Below are 17481 nucleotides of genomic sequence, written 5' to 3' on the forward strand. Positions count from 1 at the left end.
CATGCCAAAACTCTTTCACCTGAGCTGCTCGCCGCGCGCAGACTCGGAATCCTCCGCCGGCGCGCGCATCTTTGTTGACCGCTTCCATCAAGCACGGCCGGACTGGGACATCGACGTGATGAACCTGTGGCGGGATCACATGCCGGAATTCGAGGGTTATGTACTGGAGGCCAAATATGCCCGCCTCGGCGGGCGGGCGTTCACGGATTCGCAGCGCGACGCGTTTGCGATCACGGAGCGCATCGCGCTTCGGTTCGCGCTCGCCGACCGTGTTCTAATTTCGACACCGATGTGGAATTTTGGCATTCCCTACAAGCTGAAACAATGGATCGACGTCATCACGCAGCCCGGGCTGGCGTTCCGCTACGATCCGGCGCAAGGGTACCTGCCGCTATTCAAGGACAGGCCGACAATCGTGATCCTGGCGAGTGGCAGCGATTTCATCACCGGCATGAATCGCGGCCGCATCGACATGGCGACACCCTATCTGCGCGAGGCGCTCCGCTTCATCGGCATAAGCGACGTGCGTTTCGTGCCGATCGGACCGACCACCGGGCCGCTCGAACCGATCCGCACCGCACGCGAAGGCGCACATCGGCGGCTGGCCGAGCTGGCCGCGCGATTCTGATCCTTAGGCTTGGCGGAACCGGAACATTTGCGGCTATAGTCGCTTACCCGGCTGCGCCGAAGGAGAACCCCGTTGAAGTGCTACGAGCTACAGGGACCGAGCGGAATCGATGGACTTGCCGTCGTCGACAAGCCCGTGCCGGCACCCGGTGAGAATGAGGTGCTGGTGCGGCTCAGGGCGGCAACGCTGAACTATCGCGATCTTCTCACCGTCAAGGGCGGTTACGGTTCGCGTCAGAAATTTCCGCTTGTGCCGGTGTCCGACGGTGCGGGCGTCGTCGAACGGGTCGGCCCGGGCGTGCGGGAATTCGCGGCCGGCGACCGCGTCATCGGCAGTTTCTTCGAAAGCTGGATCGGCGGCGAACCGAGCGAAGCAAAGATGCGCGCAGCCCTCGGCGGCTCGGTGGAAGGCGTCCTCACCGAATATCGGATATTTCCGAAGCACGCGCTGGTCAGAACGCCGGAGCACCTCAGCGACGTCGAAGCCGCCGCGCTCCCCTGCGCCGGGCTCACGGCCTGGAGCGCGGTCGTCAAGCTCGGCGGCTTGAAACCCGGCCAGACCGTTCTGACACAAGGCACCGGCGGGGTATCCCTGTTTGCCATTCAGTTTGCGAAAATGTGCGGCGCGCGCGCCATCGCAACCTCGTCCAGCGATGCCAAGATCGAACGTCTCAAGCAGCTCGGCGCAGACTTTACATTGAACTACAAGGCGGCACCCGACTGGGGAAAGAAAGCCCGCGAATGGAGCGGCCACGGCGTCGACCTGGTCGTCGAGGTGGGCGGGGTCGGGACGCTGAACGAATCGATCAGGGCGACCAGGATCGGCGGCACGATCGCCTTTATCGGCGTGCTCGCCGGCCCGCCGCCGTCAGACCTGCGGCTGCCATTGATGGTCATGCAACAGCAGCGGCTACAGGGCGTCACCGTCGGATCGGTCGAGGACCTCCAGGCGATGGCGAATGCCATCGCGGTTCATCGGATGAAGCCGGTGGTCGACAAGATTTTTTCGTTCGATCAGGTGAAACAGGCGTTTGCCCATATGGAGAGCGGCGCGCATTTCGGGAAGGTGGCGATCGAGATCGGCTGACCGCGACATTTCGTCATCGACAGCCAATTCCTGCGACTGGTTCCGCCGCAAGATTTTGCCGGGTTTTGAGCGCATTCGGGGATCAATCCCCGATGCTTATGGCCACAACTGGCAGCACGGCCTGTACAACTCTTGCTGGTTCCAGGAATTGCCTCCGTCACCATTAGGCTTTAAATACGTGTCAATTCGCCTCGTCGAAAACGGGCGCCGCCTGGCGCTCGCGAGAGCTCAACGGGATTACAACCGAGCTGGGCTCGCAGCCTTACGGAAAGCTTGAGGCCTGCCCCCTTCTATGGCGAGACATGTGAACCGGCTGTAAGCGAGACCACCAGCGCGAGAAATGATGCCGCCCGCGCGGAAGTTGCAGCGAGCAGCCGGATGGAAATGAAGATGACCGACGACAAGAGCAAATTGCTGAGATCGCTGACCATCGATCGAAGCGCCAGCAAGGTGGAGCGGCCGAAAAGCCGCTGGCTGCCGATCTCGGCTGCGATTGTCGCCTGCGTCGTCGCATTCGCGGCCTTTGGCGCCTACGAGTTCCGCAGGCAGGACCCGCCAAAGGAGACCGCACCACAGATCGCACAGCAGTCCGCCGCGCAGCCACAGACACCTCAGCCGCCTGCACCGAATAACAAGGCGACCGGCAATCTGGCGGCTTCCGGCTATGTGGTGGCGCGCCGCAAGGCGACCGTTGCGGCCGAAATCACCGGCAAGGTGGTCGAGGTCTTCATCGACGAAGGCATGACGGTGACCGACGGTCAGGTCGTCGCCCGGCTCGATAGCGTGCTTGCCGAAAGGGATTATGAGCTGGCCCGCTCTCGCGTCGAGACGGCCGATGCCGCGGTCGCCGCGATCACCGCCGATCTGGAGGATGCGACCCGGATCATGTCGCGCGTGCAAACCCTGTCGCAAAAAAATTTCGCGACCGAGGCCGACCTGACCAAGGCACAGGCCCGGGTCGGCGTGCTCAGCGCGCAATTGCGCCAGGCGCAGTCGCAATTCGAGACCGCCAGGATCGACGCCAAGCGCAGCGCCTCGATGCTCGACAAGCATCAGATCCGCGCGCCGTTCGCCGGCGTCGTCATCGACCGCAGCGCGCAGCCCGGCGAGATGATTTCACCGATGTCGGTCGGCGGCTACACCCGCACCGGTATCTGCACCATCGTCGACATGGATTCGATCGAAATCGAAGTCGACGTCAACGAGGCCTTCATCGGCCGCGTCGCTCCCGGCGGCGCCGTGAACGCGATGCTGGATGCCTATCCGGACTGGACCATTCCCGCCTCTGTCATCGCGATCGTGCCGACTGCGAACCGCGAGAAGGCCACGGTGAAGGTTCGCATCCGCTTCGAAAAGAAAGACCCCCGCATCCTGCCCGACATGGCGGTGAAGGTGAACTTCCTAGGCGATGCCAAGACAAAGGGCGCCGCTGAAACCACCGCCGCGAACTAGCATCCAGCCGGAATCCCTGGAGGAGACAAGCGTGACAGCCGAGCATCCGATGGTTCGCCTTACCGGCGTAGCTAAGCGTTTCACCAAGGGCAAGGAAACGATCTCGATCTTCGATCATCTTGATCTTGCGATCCCCCGAGGTGATTTCATTGCCGTCATGGGGCCGTCCGGTTCGGGCAAGACGACGCTGCTCAATTTGCTGGGCGGTATCGATCGCGCCGACGCCGGCGAGATTGCGGTTGCGGACCACCGCATCGACGGTCTCTCCGAGGGTGAACTCGCCGCCTGGCGCGCCGCCAATATCGGCTTCATCTTCCAGTTCTACAATCTGATGCCGATGCTGACCGCGGCGCAGAACGTCGAACTGCCGCTGTTGCTCACCAAATTGCGGAGCAAGGAGCGCGCCGAGCGTGTTCACACCGCGCTTTCCGTGGTCGGGCTCGCCGACCGCATCAAGCACCGTCCGCGCGAAATGTCGGGCGGCCAGCAGCAGCGCGTCGCCATTGCGCGCGCCATCGTCTCCGATCCGAACCTGTTGCTGTGCGACGAGCCGACCGGCGATCTCGACCGGCAATCCGCCGACGAGATTCTCTCGATCCTGCAACTGCTCAACGGCGAACTCGGCAAAACCATCGTGATGGTGACGCATGACCCCGCCGCAGCAAACTACGCCAAGCGTGTTCTGCATCTCGACAAGGGCCGTTTCGTCGAACGGGAGCTTGCCGCGTGAACGACTTCGACCTGGTCCGGAAAAACCTGTTCCGCCGCAAATTGCGCGCCAGCCTGATGATCGTGTCGATCCTGATCGCCTTCATGATCTTCGGCGTGCTCGCCGGATTCTACCGCGCCTTCACGGCCGGCGAGGATGCCGCCGCCGCTGATAGAATGATCACCGTCAACAAGATCAACTTTACCCAGCCGATGCCGATCGCCTACTTCACTCGCGTGCGCGCGGTGGAAGGGGTACGGCAGGTGACCTTCGCCAACTGGTTCGGCGGCTATTATCAGGATCCGAAGAACTTCATCATGGCGCTCGCGATCGAGCCGAACACCTATTTCGACGTGTACCGTAGCGAATTCGAGGTTCCGCCCGACCAACTTCAGGCCTTCACCCGCGACCGCGGCAGCGCGGTGGTCGGCGAAAGCCTTGCGCAGAAGTGGGGCTGGAAGATCGGCGATCGCATCCCTCTCAATAGCAACATCTTCAGCCAGAAGAGCGGCGGACATACCTGGGACCTCACCATTGCCGGCATCGTCAAGGGCAAGGCCGAGCACGTCGACACCAACTTTCTCCTGTTCCAGTACCCCTATTTCGACGAAACTCGCAGCTTCGGCAAGGACACCATTGGCTGGATGATCCTGCAGACCACCTCGCCGGAAAACAACGATCGCGTAGCCAAGACGATCGACGCGATGTTCGCCAATTCCACCGCCGAAACCTCGACCGACACCGAAAAGGCGTTCGGCAAGGCGTTCGCCGCTCAATTCGGCAACATCGCCCTGATCGTATTGCTGGTGGTGGGCGCGGCCTTCGTCACCATCCTGATGATCGTCGGCAATACCATGGCGCTGTCGATCCGGGAGCGCACCCGCGAAATCGGCGTGCTGAAGACGCTCGGCTTTTCGGGCCCGCGGATTCTTAAAATGGTGCTTGGCGAATCCGTGCTGCTGGCGCTGCTCGGCGGCATTCCCGGGCTGGCGATTGCGGCGCTGATCGCCATGGCGCTTCGCAACAGCCTCGCCAGCATCGCGCCCGCTTTTGCGGTATCGCCGACCATCATCCTGCAAGGGCTGGCGCTGATGATCGCGCTGGGGCTGATCACGGGGATCATCCCGGCGCTCAACGCCATGCGGCTTAGAATTGCAACCGCGCTCGGACGGGGATAGGCATGCGTTCGCTCTGGCTTCAAGTCGCGGCGGTCACCGCCATCAATCTCAGGAGCATTGGGCAGCGGCGCTGGCTCTCGCTTTCGACCGTGATCGCGATCGCACTCGTGGTAATCGTGCTGCTCGCATTCCTGGCGATGGCCAACGGCTTCCAGCGCACCATCGCGGGGGCCGGCGCCGATGACATCGCGATCGTGCTGCGGGCCGGCTCGCAGGCCGAAATCAACAGCACGGTGAGCCGCGACCAAGTGCGGCTGATCGAGGACGGGCCCGGCATCGCCCGCGGCAGCGACGGCAAGCCGCTGATCTCGCCGGAGCTCTATCTGGTCGTCGACGGCATCAAACGCTCGACCAAGACCAAGGCGAACCTGCCGCTGCGCGGGATCGGCGAGCAGGGCTCCACGTTGCGCAAGGATATCGTCATCACCGCAGGCCGCATGTTCAACCGCGGCAGCAACGAGGTAGTGGTCGGCAAGGCATTGCAGCGCCAGTTCGAGGGATTCGACCTCGGCTCTACCGTGTCGTTCGGCGCCACGCGCTGGAACGTCGTCGGTGTATTCGAGGCCGGCGGCAGCGTGTTCGAATCCGAGATCTGGGCCGATCTCAACGTGGTGCAAAGCCTGTTCAACCGCAACAACATCGTCCAGACCGTGCGTGCGCGCCTCACCGGGCCGGCCGCACTGAACGAGCTCAAAAGCTATAGCGACAACGATCCGCGGCTGAAGCTCGATGTCAAATCCGAAGCGGCCTACTTCGCCGAGCAGGCCTCGCAGACCTCGGACCTGATCCAGAAACTCGGCTGGCCGCTCGCGATCGCGATGGCGCTGGGTGCGGTCGCCGGCGCGCTCAACACGATGTATTCGTCGGTAGCAGCGCGTGCGACGGAAATCGCAACGTTGCGCGCCATCGGCTTCGGCGGCTTCCCCGCTTTTGTCGGAACGCTGGCCGAATCGCTGTTGCTCGCCGTCATCGGCGGCGTGTTAGGTGCCGCCGCCACCTATCTGATATTCGACGGCGTCACTGCCTCGACCCTTGGCGGCAACTTCACGCAGGTGGTGTTCGACTTCAAGCTCAGTCCCTGGCTGATCGCCGAGGGCGTTGCGCTTGCGCTGATCGTGGGCCTGATCGGCGGATTGTTTCCGGCGCTGCGGGCCGCGCGACTGCCGATCGTCGAGGGCCTGTACGCGAACTGAATCTTATTCTCCCTTGAGGCCTGCGGCGCGGATTACCTCGCCCCATTTGCGCGTCTCGTCGTCGATGAACTTGCCGAACTCGGCGGCCGTGCCGGGGCGTGCTTCCAGTCCCTGTGCGAGCAGTTTCTGCTTCACCTCGGGATCGGCGAGCACGCGAATGACCTCCCCCTGCAAGCGATCGACGATCGGCTGCGGCGTTGCCGCCGGCGCCATGAAGCCGTACCAGCCGGAGGCGATCACCTTGGAAAGGCCCTGCTCAACCAAGGTGAAAGCCTCGGGATAAATCGGGCTGCGCTCGGCCGACGCCACACCCAGCACACGCAACGCGCCGCTCTGGAGGTGCGGCAGGGCCGTGCTGATCGCGGTCAACGTGGCGTCGAGACGGCTCGCCAGCAGCTCCGTGTAGGCCATGTTGTCGCCGCGGAAGGGAACGATGAGGCCCTTGACGCCGGCATCCCTGAACAGCAATTCGGCGGCCAGGTGAGGCTGCGAGCCTGCACCCGGCGAACCGAAGGTCAGGCCCTCGGGCTTCGACCTGCCGTAGTCGATCATTTCCTGAAGGGTCTTGAAGGGGGCCTGCGCGTTCACCACCAGGAACAACGGCGCCATCATGGCCATCGCCACCGGCTGCAGATCCTTGCGGTTGTAGTTCAGTTTCTCGAACAGGGCTTCAGCCGTCGCAAACGGCGCGGCCGCATAAAGGAAGGTATATCCATCCGGCGTTGCGCGCGAGACCTGCTCGTTGGCGACGCGGGTGCCCGCGCCCGGCTTGTTCTCGACGATGAACTGCTGGTTGAGGCTGCGCCCGAACTGCTCGGCCAGGATACGCAACGAAATGTCGCTCGCCCCGCCCGCCCCGTAGGGCGACACCAGCCGCACGACCCGCGACGGCCAATCGCCCTCGGCGGACGCAGGAAAGTGCGGAGCTGCGGCGAAGCCGGCGGCGATGGTCCCCAGCAGGGCTCGGCGTGTGACTTTCATGAATGCCTCCTGGGAAGAAGCGCCGCCTGGAGTGGCGGCTAGTCCGTCCCGTTTTCATCGGGCCGCGTTGGTACGATCGCGTTGCTGGATCGCCGGGCCTTCGTCTTGTCGAGGCCAACGATAGAGAGGCGACTTCTATCGAACAATGTGTATTTTTTGACCGATTGATAAGCCTGGCCTATGAATACCGAACGGAGACGTTCCGGAGGTGCGACATGGCGATGGATGTGACCCTACGGCAGTTGCGCGCCTACGTGGCCGTGCTGGAGAGCGCGAGCTTCTCGGAAGCCGCCAAGGCCATGCACCTGTCGCAGGCGGCGCTCTCGGGCCTGATCAAGGAGCTGGAGAACCGCGTCGGCGTCCGCCTGCTGGACCGCACGACGCGAAAAGTTTCGGCGTCTGCGGTCGGCGAGACCTTTGCACCGATGGCGCGGCGCGTGCTCTCAAACCTGGACGAGGCGCTCGACAATTTGACCAATCTCAAGGAGCTTCGCCGCGGGCTGGTGCGAGTAGCTGCCCCCGAAACGCTATCCTGCACGCTGCTGCCGGAACTGATCGCCGGATACAACAACAGCCATCCGGGCGTGGACGTCCGCTTCGACGACGTGCCGATCCAGGAGGTGCTGGCGGGCCTGCAGAACGGCTCTACCGACATCGGCTTCGGCCCGGCCGGCGTCGTTCCGGACCAATCGGTCGAAGTGCACATGATCTGCGCCGATCCACTCTTTGTGGCATTGCGCAGCGATGACCCGCTGACAAAGGCCAAGTCGGTCAGCTGGAAGGATTTGCGCGAGCGGCCGCTGCTCAACTACATGCCCAACATCGCCATCAACGTGTTGAGCAACGTCCCGTCCCGGCATCATCCAAAAGAATTGGTGCCGGTGCATCGGGTAAACACCGCGCTGTCGATGCTGCGGGTCAGACAAGGCGCCGTGATCTGCCCCTCGATGGCGGAGCCGCTGGTACGCGGCTTCGGGCTGACGTTCCTGCCGCTGCTGCAGCCAGCCGTCAAATGGAGATCGCGATGTTCGTGCGAAACAGCGCATCGCTTTCGCCGGCAGTGGAGAGCTTTCGCGACTTCACGCTGGATTTCAGCCCGAACTGGGCGGGCACGGGAAGCGATCGCCGCCGCACCAGCGAACGGCGCAAGCGCGTGTAGCGAAAAGAATGAGCGGTCCAGTAGGATCGGTAGAGCGAAGCGAAACCCATCACGCGAGCCCGCCTCACGAATGATGGGTATCGCTTCGCTCCACCCATCCTACGATTTGTCATGCCCGCGCGGGAGCGTCACGGGTAACTCGCTGCTTCACACGAAGAATTCGAGAAATCGCGGATCGGACGCCTCCGCAGATCGTATCTCGAAGGAACATCCAGCGATTGCATTTGTCCTGATGACAAACCGGACACCCGGCAGTAGCCTACCCCAAAATATAAAACACATGGGAGGAGTGGCATGCCAGACGCAGCGGTCGCAGCACGTTCTTCTGAGACGACAAACGATGGCACGACGCAACAGGTCGATGTTGCCGTCGTCGGCGCCGGATTTGCCGGCCTCTATCTCCTGCATCGCTTGCGCAAGGCCGGCTTCACCGCTGTCGTGATCGAGGAGGCCGGCGATGTCGGCGGCACCTGGTACTGGAACCGCTATCCCGGCGCACGCTGCGACATCCAGACCATCGACTACAGCTACACGTTCGATTCCGAACTGGAGAGCGCGTGGCAATGGTCGGAGAAATACGCCACCCAACCCGAAATCCTGCGCTATCTCGGCTTCGTCGCCGACAGGTACGAGCTGCGGCGTGACATCCGCTTTGGCACAAAAGTCACGGCGGCGAATTGGGATCAGAGCGCAGAACGCTGGCGGCTCACGACCGACAATGGCGCTGGCGTTTCCTGCCGCCACTACATCATGGCGACCGGCTGCCTCTCTGCGCCAAAACCGCCGGAGATCGATGGCGTCAAGGATTTCAAGGGCGAGATCTATTTCACCGGCCGCTGGCCGCATGAAGAGGTCAAGCTGGCCGGCAAGCGCATCGCCGTCATCGGCACGGGATCATCAGGCATCCAGTCGATCCCGTTGCTTGCGGAGCAGGCGGCGCATCTCACCGTTTTCCAGCGCACCCCGAACTTCGCTTTGCCCGCGCATAATGGTGCTGCACCGGCGGACCGCCGCGCGATGCTGGAAGGCGACCGCACCGGCTACCGCGAGCAGGCGCGCTGGTCGCTTGCGGGCGTCCCCTATCCGCAACAGATGGCGGTGAGCTGGCAATTGAGCGATGCCGAGCGCCGCGAGCGGTTCGAGCAGGCCTGGGCCACCGGCGATCTCGTCTACATCCTGACCCAGCTTTGGGCCGATCAGGGCGTCGACGTCGACGGCAATGCGCTGCTCGCGGATCTGATCCGCGAGAAAATCCGCAACATCGTCAAGGACCCGGAGATAGCTGAAGCGTTGACCCCGCACGACCATCCGTTCGGCGCCAAGCGTCCCTGCCTTGATACCAACTACTACGCCACCTACAACCGCCCCAACGTCACGCTGGTGAACCTGCGGCAGGAGCCGATCACTGAGATCACGGCCACCGGCATCACCACCGGCAAGCGCACGTTCGACGTCGACGTGATCGTGTTCGCCACCGGCTTCGACGCCATGACCGGCGCCATCAAGGCGGTGCATCCGATCACGGGCCGCGATGGCAAATCGCTGTCGGACGTCTGGGCCAACGGCCCGCAGACCTATCTCGGGCTTACTGTCTCGGGCTTCCCGAACCTGTTCCTGATCACGGGCCCGGGCAGCCCGTCGGTGCTGTCGAACATGGCGGTCTCGATCGAGCAACACGTCGACTGGGTGGTGGAACGGCTGGCGGCGATGCGCGAGGCCGGCTTCACGACCATCGACGCGACCGAAACGGCGCAAGCCGGCTGGGCGCGGCACATGGCCGACTGCTCGATGATCACTCTGCATCGGCTCGCCAACACCTGGTACACGGGCGCCAACGTTCCCGGCAAGGCGCAGGGCGTGATGCCCTATACCGGCGGCGTCGGCCCCTACCGCAGCATCTGCAACGAAGTCGTCGGCCGCGGCATGCTGGGTTTCAAGCTCACCGGCCCCAATGTTGCCGAGCAATGCAACGACGGCGAAGTGGTCCGCCTGCAGCCGGACGTGCGGCTGGTGCTGGGCATGCTGGCAGAGATGAACCTGCCGCAAATCGAATCACTTGGAGCGCAAGGCGCGCGCGATTTCGTTACCGAATTCAACAAGGGTCGTCCCGCCGGCCGCCCGGTCGGCGAGGTCGGCGACGGCGTGCTGCACGGCGCCGATGGTCTATTGTCCTACCGTCTCTATCGGCCGGCAACGCCGGGGCCGCACCCGATCGTGGTCTATTTCCACGGCGGCGGCTGGGTATTCGGCGACGAGCAATCCGACGATCCGTTCTGCCGCGACATCTGCCGCCGCAGCGGCATGATCGTCGTCAGCGTCGGCTACCGCCATGCGCCCGAGCATCGCTTCCCGGCGGCGGCCGATGATGGCTATGCGGCGACGCGCTGGGTCGCCGAACATGCAGCCGAACTTGGCGGCAGGCCGGGACCGGTGCTGGTCGCGGGCTGGAGCGCCGGCGCCAACATCGCCGCCGTCACCTGTCAGTTGGCGCGCGACCGCGGCGGCCCGCCAATCGCGGGCCAGCTCCTGATATGCCCGGTCACCGATTGCAGGTTCGACCGCCCGTCCTACACCGACAATGCGGTCGGTTATTTCCTGACGCGATCGCTGATGTTCTGGTTCTGGGACATCTATTGCTCGCCCGCCGACCGCACCGATCCGCGCGTCTCACCGCTGCGCGGCAATCTGGCTAATCTGCCCCCGGCGTTCGTGGCGACCTGCGAGTTCGATCCGCTGCGCGACGAGGGCATCGAATATGCCGAGGCGCTGGCTGCCGCCGGTGTCCCGGTCGAGCAATTGCAGGCGCGTGGCCACATCCACACATCCCTGATGATGGTGGATGTGGTGATCACCGGCGTCAGCGGACGTGCGAAAATGGCTGAAGCCCTGCGCGGCTTTGCGGGGCTACCCCGGAAGTTTGAAGCGGGTGGCGAGGATGCCTCGCCGATCGCGGTGAACGCTGCCGCAGGGTAGCGCGCAAGGCAGGCATGGCTGGCAACTGATCTGAGTATCTCGCAGCTCTGGTTGCTCATGCGCGCTTGTGTTGCCTTGACGCGTTGGGCTTCTTCGGCGCCGGCCGCTTCGCCGCAACCCGGTGTGCCGCCGCCAGCGCTGCGCGCGCCCACACGATGAGTTCATCGGGCTCGTCGAACAGCCGTTCCGGCACGCGCCAGAATGCGAGGTCTATGATCTGGCCCTTCTTAGCGTAGTTGAGCGGCGGAAACGCCTCCGCTTCCCTGAACGCCTCCCGGTTCTCATCATCCACCCGGAAATAGAGCGTGTTCTCCGTCACCACCCCCAGCATCACCCCGTCGCAGAACACGCCGGTCTTGCCGAACATGCCCCGCAGGGTGACGCGGCCGAGCGGCGCGAGCTGCTCGCGCAGGAACTCGGCATAGGTTTCGCTGGCAACCATGCTCAATCCCGCTTGCGTTTCATTCACCGCCACCGATGCCAAGGGCCCGGCAGACTGTCATGCAATAGATTTTCTACGTCAATCGCTCAATGAATTTCGCTTATTATCGCCGAGACATCAGCACTATCCTGCCAGGATCGCCCACGATCTCCCAGTAAAACGAAAGCATCGGAAATTCAGACCTCATGACCGGTACAGACGATACACAAGCTATCGAAAGCGTGATCCAGTCCTACCTCGACGGTCTCCACGAGGGTGACGCTGACAAGATTGCCAGCGCCTTTCATCCGACCAACGCGCTGACCAGCATCTCGGAGGCGGGCGAACTGGCGATCACGCCCCGCGACGTCTGGCTGAACAACGTCCGGAACAGGCCATCGCCGAAGCAGCGCGGGCTGCCGCGCCACGATCAGGTGCTGTCGATCGATCTCGTCGGTCCGACGATGGCCTACGTCAAGCTCAAATGCGCGATCCCGCCGCGCTTCTTTACCGATCAACTGTCGCTGTTGAAGATCGACGGCCGCTGGCAGATCGCGCAAAAGGTCTTCATGACCGAGATGCGGGAATAGTCCGCCGCAGCCACGTCGCGACATGGAAGGAGCCCCGCGATGAACGTACTCGACGATTACATGATCGATTCCCGCCTGTCCCTCCTGGACAAGACGCGGATCCAGGCCCAGGTCCTGGTGCCCGTGCTGCGGGCGTTGCGCGCTGAACTGGGCAAGGAAAGGGCCGATGCGATCGTAAAGGACGCGCTGCGCGACTGGTCGAAGCAACTATTCGCCGCCGTGGGCGAAAGCGTTCAGGGCAGCGCGCGGCGTAAATGGGCGGCGATGCACACCGCACTCGCCGAAGTCACCGAACGGGAAGTGACGGTGGAGATGCGCCGTCACGACGAGGAGGCGCTGGAATTCGACGTCACGCATTGCCGGTTCGCGGAATTCTTTCGCGCGCTCGGCGAGCCGGAGCTTGGCGCGCTGCTGGTCTGCGCCACCGATTTCGATATCGTCGCGGCCGGCGGCAGCGACGTCGACCTCACGCGCGACCAGACCCTGATGCAGGGCGCGCCGAGCTGCACGTTCCGCTACAGGTTCGCGCCGCGAACGTAATTGCTTCGTGAAAAACGCTCTCAATCGAGTATGATGTCCTCCAAGAAACCCGGCTTGACCGGGCTCGCAAGGGAGAGCGCCGATGGCAACGACAGCGGAGCAAGCATCGCCCTGGCTCAAGGGACGCTCATTCGCCTCCTTAAGGGAAGAGTTCGACCGCAGCGGTTACCTGATCTTCGAACGCGTTCTTGCGCCCGATCGCGTCGCTGAAATCCGCGCGGCGCTGGCGCCGCACCTGGCGCGCGATCTGCTCGGCCGCAACGATTTCGAAGGCACCAGGACCAACCGGGTCTATGCCCTGCTGGCGAAATCGCCGGTCTTTGCAGAACTCGCGATCCATCCGCTCGCCATGGCCTTTGCCGAAGCTGAACTCGGCGAGAGCTGCCTATTATCCGCCATGCTCGCGATCAATCTGCATCCCGGCGAGACGGTGCAGCCCTGGCACTTCGACGACGGCGGCGTCAAGATCCCGCGGCCCCGCCCCGCGCTTGGCATCTCTACGTTCTGGGCGATCGACGACACGACCGACCAGAACGGTGCCACCGAAATCATTCCGGGAAGCCATCTGTGGGACGGGCAATATATCGAGGGCGCGCTGCAGCCTGCTCATTTCACCAACACAGCCGATCACGATGAGGGCAACAGGGCCGATGCCGTCAAGCTAATCATGCCATCGGGATCGCTGGCGATCACCAAGGGAACGCTGTGGCACCGCGGCGGCGCCAACCGGTCAGACCGGCCGCGCCTGATCGTCACGCCGCAATATTGCGTGGGCTGGGTGCGGCAACTCGAGAACATGGCGCTCGCCGTCCCCGCCGAAGTGGCGAGCCAATTGCCGGAGCGCGCCCGCGAGCTGATCGGCTACTCGATCCATCCGCCGTTCATGGGATATGTCGACGGCGTTCATCCCAGGCGCCTGCTGCGGACACACTGAGTGGTGCAAGGGCGCTGGGGCCTCCACGCGCCTTACTCGGCGACGGTCGCCGGCCTCGCCGAAACCTGCGCACCCGCATCGAACACGATGCCCTCATAGCCCCTCTCGGCAACGTCGGTGATGGCCGCGACATACTTCGGCGTACCGCCATTATAAACGAGATATCGCGTCTTGCCGTGTTCATGGCCGGGGATGTTGGAATTGTAGCCAGTGAACCATGACTTGGCTTTGCGCATCAGCATGATGGCGTACATCTTCGTCACATGCGCGGTCCAGCGCGCCTGCGCTTCGGCCGTTGGCTCCGCCCGCGTATAGCCGCGGCGCCAGATGTGCTCAAGCAGTCCCATGCACCAGCCGACACCGTTCTCGATGCCGCGCGGAAAATTCGTCGAGGCCGAGCCGCTCTGCGGGCCGGTCGGCATCAACAGGTTCGGAAAACCATGGGCCATCATGCCGAGAAAGGTCGAGGGTCCGTCGCGCCATTGGTCGGCCAGCTTCATTCCGCCAACGCCAGTGATGTCGATCGCGTCGAATGAGCCGGTGATGGCATCGAAGCCGGTGGAATAGACGAGGATATCGAGCTCGTAGTCGCGCGCGCTGGTGCGCAGGCCGGCTTCGGTCACCCGCTCGATCGGGGTCTCGCTGATGTCGACGAGGTGCACATTGTCGCGGTTATAGGCCTCGAAGTAATTGGTCTCCAGCGGCACCCGCTGCACGCCAAAGCCGTGATCCTTCGGAATAAGTTTCTCCGCCGTCACCGGGTCCTTGACGCGCCGGCGGATACGGCCGGCGATGTAGGCGGAAAACTCGGCGTTGGCCGCCTCGTCGGTAAAAATCTCGCGGAAATTACTCAGCCAAATGCCGAAGCCGGGCTCGTCATAGAGATTGTCCCACAGCGCGATCCGCTCCTCAGCCGTGACCTCATAGAAGCCGCGCCGATCCGGCTCATGCTCGAACCCGCCGGGCGTGCGCTTGCAGGCCGCGAAAATCTCATCGTAGCGCGCGCGAATGTCGGCCATATCAGCTTCGGAGATCGGGCTGTTGTTGAGCGGCGCGCTCCAGTTCGGACGGCGCTGAAACACCGTGAGTTCGCCGACCTTGTCGGCGATCTCGCCGATCACCTGGATTGCGGTGGCGCCGGTGCCGATGATGCCGACCTTCTTGCCGGCCAGTTCGACCGGCTCATGCGGCCAATAAAACGTGTGGAACGAGCGCCCCTTGAACGTCTCCATGCCTTCCAGCCGCGGCAGCGTCGGTATCGCCAGCAACCCGACCGCAAGAATGACGAACCGGCAGGTCAGCTCAAAGCCGTCGTCGAGCCTGAGCCGCCACAGATGATTTGCCTCGTCGAAGGCCGCCGCCTCCACCTTAAGATTGAACCGCATATACTTGCGCAGATCGAACTTGTCGGCGACGTAGTTGAGGTAGCGGAGGTTCTCCGGCTGCGCCGAAAACCGTTCCTTCCAGTGCCACTCGTTGAGCAGCTCTTTCGAGAAGGAATAACCGTAGGTGTAGCTCTCGGAATCGAAGCGCGCGCCCGGGTAGCGGTTCCAGTACCAGGTGCCGCCGAGATCGGGAGCGGCATCCAGCACCAGAGCATCCACCCCGAGGTCGGCCAGCCGCTTGATCTGGTAAATGCCCGACACGCCCGCGCCAACGACGACGACCTCGTAATGCGGCTTGATGTCCCCGGTCATGCGCGGCTTCCCCATTTATTGTTTTTGGCGTCGACGATTTCTGCGCGATCGGACCGCACTATAGCAATTATCCAAGCCTTGCACTTGCGTCAGCAAGCCGATCTGCGTTGCGAAACCAGATAGCGGTGAAAATTGGCCCGTTCCGGACGCCCGGTCGCGCCGCAACGTTGACGATGATGGGGCGCCGAACGATACTCTTCACGCGTCAAACCGGGATCATAAATCTTGCAAGGAACAATTGCCCAGGCCGCCGCACTTGCGATTTTCGGCAATGACATTCTTCGCGGATATTCACGGGAGAATTTCTGGCCGGCTTCGACCGTATTCAAATTCTGCAAAGCCGTAAGGTTTGTCGCGCTGAGCGGCGAGGCAACCAAGCCGACGGAGCGCCCGTTCGCGGAAGATCCGATGCAATGGATCGCAAGGCTGAGGGACGAAGGCACGACCGGTCTGCGCCTCCACGCGGTCGCCCACAACGATCCTGGGATCAGTGATCGAATGTCTGTCGGCTTTGTCGGAGGCGGCGGACGATGGCTCATTGAGACCCAACAGGCGCGGGTGTCCGACGTGTGGCAGGCCAGATGGCAGGTCGTAAACAAGGACGATCCCGATCAAAAGATCTGGGAAGTTGCCTATTTCCGGATCGACCAGGGCCGCTCGCATATTCCCTTGCGAACAAAGAGCCTGACGGCACTTCGACAGGATCTCATGACGGTACTGTCGAAGATCGAGGCTTTTGCGGCCAGGCAGAAACTGGAACACTTTGCCGGTGTGTTTCGAAAAGCGAGGGGTCTTTTGTCTTCAGACCACCCGCTCGCCGAGACGTATCATTCTGATCTCGCCCCCACGCCGGCAATGCCGCTCGAGGCAAAACAGCTTCTCGGAGCGGTTCAGGCCGCTTGGGTCTTCGGCGGAATGGGCACCTGGAACGACCTCGGATTCGACGGAGACGATCAGCGGGAAAACGACGCGCTTTCCGGCGAGCTGTTCGTGCTGCTCAACCAAGCACTCTGTAGCGCGATCAACACAACAAGCGGCGTTGCGGGTCCATAGGCAGAATTTTTCGGGATACCTTGCTGGTTACGTTCGGGATCGAAAGCTCGGTCAATACCAGGCACGTCAGCCGCTCGTGGCAGCAGCTATCTGTGCAAGCAGCTGCTCGACATAGGGATCTTGTATCCCCAGCGCATCGAGTTGCGTCGCCAGTTGCACGAGGTATTCCCTGTTGGTGCCGAGGATGCCCTTCCCGCTCGCGATCAGGCGCACGGTCTCCGCCAACGGCAGTTCGCCGACATAGCTCGGATGCGAAGGGTTCGAGACAAAGGCAAGCGCCTCGATCGGCCCTTGCGGCGTCAGCATCGGCACCACCGCCGGCGCATAGCCGCCGCGCAGCATTTCGCGGCGCCACAGGATCGCAGTTTCAGCATGAACCGAATCGGCGGCGATGCGGAACGCCAGCCCGTGGCAACGTCCTTGCTGCGGCTCCAGCGAAAGCATCAGCGCCGGATAGTCATGCGAGCCCCGGCCGAGATTGATCTTGAGCGTGAAGCGGCGCTGATAGCCCTCGACGTCGGCAAGCCGGACTTCGGCGAAATGAAATCCTGGATCCCACATCAGCGAGCCGTAGCAATAGATCCAGAGGTCGCAGCCCGCGCCGTGATCGCCGAGCACCGCCAGCCGCGACGCCTCGATCACCTCGTCCGACAGCCGCCAGTCTGCGGGCCATCCCGCTTCCCGCACACGCTGCTCCCACATCGCAAACATCTCGGGCGTCAGCCGCAGCCGCGATTTCTCCGGATGCGTCACCCGGGTTCGAAGCTCGGGCAAATGAATGAATGCGTCCGCGGTCAAGCCGGCATGCTCCTTTGGCGATGCGACAATTCTCTGCAATGTGCCATTGTCGGCCTTCCGGCGCCAACCGTGAAGACGAACGAATGTGG

General features: G+C 63.0%; 15 protein-coding genes and 1 pseudogene. 12 read left to right on the forward strand and 4 right to left on the reverse strand.

Annotation, left to right across the window (positions count from 1 at the left end):
• Window position 1 precedes the first annotated feature (1 nt).
• From C7G61_RS19570 to C7G61_RS19595, 6 genes are all read left to right on the forward strand, one after another.
• A complete protein-coding gene (locus C7G61_RS19570) occupies window positions 2–628 on the forward strand; it encodes an FMN-dependent NADH-azoreductase (RefSeq protein WP_108517265.1) in 627 nt (208 codons plus the stop codon).
• Window positions 629–700: 72 nt separating this feature from the next.
• A complete protein-coding gene (locus tag C7G61_RS19575) occupies window positions 701–1714 on the forward strand; it encodes a zinc-dependent alcohol dehydrogenase family protein (RefSeq protein WP_108517267.1) in 1014 nt (337 codons plus the stop codon).
• Window positions 1715–2104: 390 nt separating this feature from the next.
• Entirely contained in the window at window positions 2105–3166 is a 1062-nt protein-coding gene (locus C7G61_RS19580) for an efflux RND transporter periplasmic adaptor subunit (protein WP_108517427.1), read from the forward strand.
• Window positions 3167–3215: 49 nt separating this feature from the next.
• Window positions 3216–3896: an ABC transporter ATP-binding protein gene (locus C7G61_RS19585; RefSeq protein ID WP_108517429.1), complete on the forward strand. Its 681-nt coding sequence runs from the start codon at window positions 3216–3218 to the stop codon at window positions 3894–3896.
• Entirely contained in the window at window positions 3893–5053 is a 1161-nt protein-coding gene (locus C7G61_RS19590; protein ID WP_108517269.1) for an ABC transporter permease, read from the forward strand. Before C7G61_RS19585 ends, C7G61_RS19590 begins: the two co-directional genes overlap by 4 nt.
• Before the next feature lie 2 nt (window positions 5054–5055).
• The gene (locus tag C7G61_RS19595; RefSeq protein ID WP_108517272.1) at window positions 5056–6246 is read left to right on the forward strand and encodes an ABC transporter permease; all 1191 of its coding nucleotides are present in this window, start codon (window positions 5056–5058) and stop codon (window positions 6244–6246) included.
• A gap of 3 nt (window positions 6247–6249) precedes the next feature.
• Here C7G61_RS19595 and C7G61_RS19600 read toward each other — a convergent pair whose 3' ends face one another.
• Window positions 6250–7227: a Bug family tripartite tricarboxylate transporter substrate binding protein gene (locus tag C7G61_RS19600; protein WP_108517274.1), complete on the reverse strand. Its 978-nt coding sequence runs from the start codon at window positions 7225–7227 to the stop codon at window positions 6250–6252.
• A 221-nt stretch (window positions 7228–7448) separates the two neighbouring features.
• Here C7G61_RS19600 and C7G61_RS46100 point away from each other — a divergent pair.
• Together C7G61_RS46100 and C7G61_RS46105 are read left to right on the forward strand one after the other, a co-directional pair.
• Window positions 7449–8237: pseudogene (locus C7G61_RS46100) on the forward strand (LysR family transcriptional regulator); the annotation flags it as partial.
• Window positions 8238–8680: 443 nt separating this feature from the next.
• A complete protein-coding gene (locus tag C7G61_RS46105) occupies window positions 8681–11359 on the forward strand; it encodes a flavin-containing monooxygenase (RefSeq protein WP_108517276.1) in 2679 nt (892 codons plus the stop codon).
• A gap of 55 nt (window positions 11360–11414) precedes the next feature.
• Here C7G61_RS46105 and C7G61_RS19615 read toward each other — a convergent pair whose 3' ends face one another.
• Entirely contained in the window at window positions 11415–11801 is a 387-nt protein-coding gene (locus C7G61_RS19615) for a TfoX/Sxy family protein (protein WP_108517279.1), read from the reverse strand.
• Window positions 11802–11986: 185 nt separating this feature from the next.
• On the opposite strand from C7G61_RS19615, the gene C7G61_RS19620 reads away from it, so the two are divergent.
• The 3 genes from C7G61_RS19620 (at window position 11987) to C7G61_RS19630 (ending at window position 13844) form a co-directional block, all read left to right on the forward strand.
• The gene (locus C7G61_RS19620; RefSeq protein WP_108517281.1) at window positions 11987–12370 is read left to right on the forward strand and encodes a nuclear transport factor 2 family protein; all 384 of its coding nucleotides are present in this window, start codon (window positions 11987–11989) and stop codon (window positions 12368–12370) included.
• Window positions 12371–12409: 39 nt separating this feature from the next.
• Window positions 12410–12910 (forward strand): L-2-amino-thiazoline-4-carboxylic acid hydrolase, encoded by a 501-nt coding sequence (locus tag C7G61_RS19625; RefSeq protein ID WP_108517283.1) that lies wholly within the window; start codon window positions 12410–12412, stop codon window positions 12908–12910.
• A gap of 82 nt (window positions 12911–12992) precedes the next feature.
• The gene (locus C7G61_RS19630; RefSeq protein ID WP_108517285.1) at window positions 12993–13844 is read left to right on the forward strand and encodes a phytanoyl-CoA dioxygenase family protein; all 852 of its coding nucleotides are present in this window, start codon (window positions 12993–12995) and stop codon (window positions 13842–13844) included.
• A gap of 32 nt (window positions 13845–13876) precedes the next feature.
• Here C7G61_RS19630 and C7G61_RS19635 read toward each other — a convergent pair whose 3' ends face one another.
• Window positions 13877–15541, reverse strand: a complete 1665-nt coding sequence (locus tag C7G61_RS19635; protein ID WP_108517288.1) for a flavin-containing monooxygenase — start codon at window positions 15539–15541, stop codon at window positions 13877–13879.
• A gap of 408 nt (window positions 15542–15949) precedes the next feature.
• Between C7G61_RS19635 and C7G61_RS19640 the strand changes: the two genes are divergently transcribed.
• Entirely contained in the window at window positions 15950–16594 is a 645-nt protein-coding gene (locus C7G61_RS19640) for a hypothetical protein (protein WP_145963657.1), read from the forward strand.
• A gap of 66 nt (window positions 16595–16660) precedes the next feature.
• On the opposite strand, the gene C7G61_RS19645 is transcribed toward C7G61_RS19640, so the two are convergent.
• The gene (locus tag C7G61_RS19645) at window positions 16661–17392 is read right to left on the reverse strand and encodes a gamma-glutamylcyclotransferase (protein ID WP_108517431.1); all 732 of its coding nucleotides are present in this window, start codon (window positions 17390–17392) and stop codon (window positions 16661–16663) included.
• Window positions 17393–17481 lie beyond the last annotated feature (89 nt).

Source organism: Bradyrhizobium algeriense, from assembly GCF_003062295.1.
GTDB lineage: Bacteria > Pseudomonadota > Alphaproteobacteria > Rhizobiales > Xanthobacteraceae > Bradyrhizobium > Bradyrhizobium algeriense.